The sequence below is a fragment of the Enterobacter cloacae complex sp. IR5384 genome (assembly GCF_049237265.1).
Lineage (GTDB): Bacteria > Pseudomonadota > Gammaproteobacteria > Enterobacterales > Enterobacteriaceae > Enterobacter > Enterobacter cloacae.
The window spans coordinates 1-2,776 of sequence record NZ_JBMKHJ010000084.1 but is presented as its reverse complement, the minus strand read 5'-3'; the positions used below and the strand labels follow the sequence as shown (position 1 = coordinate 2,776).

The 2,776-nt window shown below is 50.9% G+C and carries 3 protein-coding genes; all 3 read right to left on the bottom strand.

Features of this window, described 5'->3' with window-relative positions; genetic code table 11:
• Positions 1-64: 64 nt before the first annotated feature.
• The 3 genes from ACOTX3_RS25855 to ACOTX3_RS25845 all read right to left on the bottom strand — a co-directional run bounded on the left by ACOTX3_RS25855 (position 65) and on the right by ACOTX3_RS25845 (position 2,123).
• Complete coding sequence (locus tag ACOTX3_RS25855) at positions 65-1,360, bottom strand: hypothetical protein (protein ID WP_250116810.1); 1,296 nt, start codon at positions 1,358-1,360, stop codon at positions 65-67.
• Positions 1,360-1,734, bottom strand: a complete 375-nt coding sequence (locus ACOTX3_RS25850) for a hypothetical protein (RefSeq protein ID WP_250116811.1) — start codon at positions 1,732-1,734, stop codon at positions 1,360-1,362. Before ACOTX3_RS25850 ends, ACOTX3_RS25855 begins: the two co-directional genes overlap by 1 nt.
• A gap of 119 nt (positions 1,735-1,853) precedes the next feature.
• Positions 1,854-2,123 carry a hypothetical protein gene (locus ACOTX3_RS25845; protein ID WP_407205106.1) on the bottom strand — a complete coding sequence of 90 codons (270 nt, stop codon included), beginning with the start codon at positions 2,121-2,123 and terminating at the stop codon, positions 1,854-1,856.
• Positions 2,124-2,776: the final 653 nt, after the last annotated feature.

Here is a 2,776-nt window from a genome sequence, read left to right as displayed (position 1 = left end):
TGCTTCAGTTTTAAACTCTTCAGGATAACGCTTACCGCTCATGGGCACCTCTCTTTAAGTCATCTTAAATGACTCTGAGGTGTCTGTTAAACGCGTGGCGATTCATTTGCAGTTCTCCGATCACCTTCTGTGCTACCTTCTGGTTGCCGTTGGTGGAGGTCAGCACATTGTTGATGATATCTGCGAACTCGCCACCGCCGCTGAAATTCACCTGTCCAGTTTTCTTGTTACGTTTGAAAGAGCCGGTGTTCAACAATTCCCCAGCCTTTTCGGTTGTGTCCTTGTTGAGGTCAGCCAGCTTGTCAGCACTCAGTGAGTAACCAACACGGCTCATCGAGAGATCCTGAAGTGCAGCAAACTCAAGGTTGCTGATCCCGTACTGCTGGAGTTTTTTCACATCGCGAGAACGCTCAAGGCTTCCCTGGAGGGTCTGACCGACACGAGAAACGCCCATACTACCCACTAACGACGCACCACCGATAACACCAGCGGCTGCAAGACCTGCCCCCCCACCACGACCATCTGTGCGTACACGACCAGCACGAACACCTGCGGCTTTCTGCTCACGGGTAATACGCTGTTGCAGACGAGCCTGCTTGCGTAATTCTGTGGTGATACGAGCCATTTCGAAGCGGGTTTCTTCAACCGTATAGCGCTCTTCTTTCTGGGCTTTAAGTGCCTCTTTTGCTGCACTGATGGCTTTGTACCTGGTTGCAACGTCAGCGCCGTTCACGTTTGCCAGAGTCAGAGCCGACTTTCTCAAGCTGTTGTAGTAGGTTACTTCACGTTTGAGTGCTGCTTCTTTCTTTTCTTCAAGGGCAAGCGCGCGCTTTTGTGCTGCAATGTCAGCAGCAACAGCACCGTGACCGCGCTGCATCGCTGCATTCTGGCTGGCAACCAGAGTGGGTTCAGAGCTACGACCGCCCATGTCCGGGTTATAGGTCATAACTCGTGATCTGGCTGCGGCCTGCACTTTTGCAGAAATCGCTGCTAAACGGGCATTCTGCCGTGCTGCCTGCTCCTGCTGAGATAACTGGCGAGCCTGTAATGAGGTCATTTTATTGGCGTGGGCTACTGCGTCCCGCTCCATTTTGGCTTGTATCTGAGCTTGTTTCTGTTGCTGTTTTGACAATTGTTCAGCCTGGCGTAGCTTCGCTGTCTGGGCTTTCGCTGCGGCTAGTGCTGCTTTGCCTTCACTCTGGACGGTCCGCTTCTGGGCCTTCTCAAGCGCTTTAGCTGGTTTCTCATGAGCAGCCTTAAGCGAAATTATCTTCTTTTTGGCTTTTTGATATGAGGCATCGTCTGTGATCCACGAGATTTCATTAACGGTGCTGGTAACAATCTTATTGGTCCCACTCATCACACCCCCTGCTGCTTGATGATATTGCCGTAACGATCAGGATCGGATTTTGCGAGTGCAGCAGCCGCTGCTTTAGCTTTCGCCAGCATTTCAGGATCGATGTGGTCAGCGGTATGTGAGACAACCGGACGGCTATCAGCACCCAACGATTTTTTAATCCGTTGTTCAGCACCAAAGGTGTCTCGCATTGGCGAGAGGGCTTCGCCCCGTTTACCCGTGGGTGTGTCAGCCGGGGCTGATTTGAGCAACTCCGGATGTTGATCCAGAAAGTTATCGGTGACGCTCTTCAGATTGTCCCGCGCTTTTTGAAGTTCGTATTCCTCCGGTGTCATGCCATGCATGGCGGCGAAAATCCTGTCTTTTATTGTGGTCATTTTTATAGTATCTCCAGAGAAGGATGCTCCCGCCGATCAGGACGTGACGAAGCGCCACCCAGCCCCAAGGCAGGAAAAAGATGTAATCAAGGTTCATTGGCCCCCGATGTGGGGTTGGGTCAGTGCATCGCAAGGCGATTAACAGCAATTGCTGTTAACCCTTTCAGGGTGTTAGTAGTGCAGGCGTGGTGAACGTCGCTGCGGGTTCTTCTGTTTTCTGGCGACTGTTTCACGATAGGCCAAAAACAACGGATCAGTATGATCCGGCATTCGAGATGCCATTTCTTTTCAGTGATTCCTTCACGCTTAAGCAGCGTCACCACGGTGAATAGAGGCAGTTGAAGGTCAGCACAGATTTTTGCCAGCATTGCGCCGGATTCGTAGTACATTCGGGCCATTCGCTTAGTGGCATACTGACTGGTATTGCTTATCTTACGACAGCGAGGTATCACGAGAGCGGGCCTTGTAAAAACGGGACAAATCAGGGGCTTCAGCACCGGAGGTGTTTACCTCTGGTAAAGTGCTTCGCACCGTAAGGGATTCAGCCGTCAGGCTGTTGGTTGTCTGGCTGTTGCCAGTTACTTTCTCACACAATATTCCTCCAGTATCAGAATGGTTGATCTGCCTCAGATAAATCATACACAGGTTCAGGTTTCGGCTCGGTGCTCTTTTGGCAACAGGTGCGCTGGGATGTGTTCCGGCCCGGCTTCTGCCATGTATTCCTCGCGTGTCCGTACAGGTATGCCTTCACGTTCATCTTGTGAATGTCGAGCAACCCAATAAACGTACTTGATACTCTGCAACGAACCGTCAGCATTACGATTAGGGGCAGCGTCACCGCTCAGAGCATTGATAAACTCTTCAGTAACCACACCATCTTCATCGAAGATCGTTATCTGCTTCAGTGCTTCAAAATAATGCTGATCGATCAGAGCTATGACCTGCTCCCCGTTGATTAGTACACCCCGATGTTAGTAATGTCTTCATAAGCCACATGAGGACATCCCCATGAAGAAGCGTTTTTCCGACGAACAGATCATCA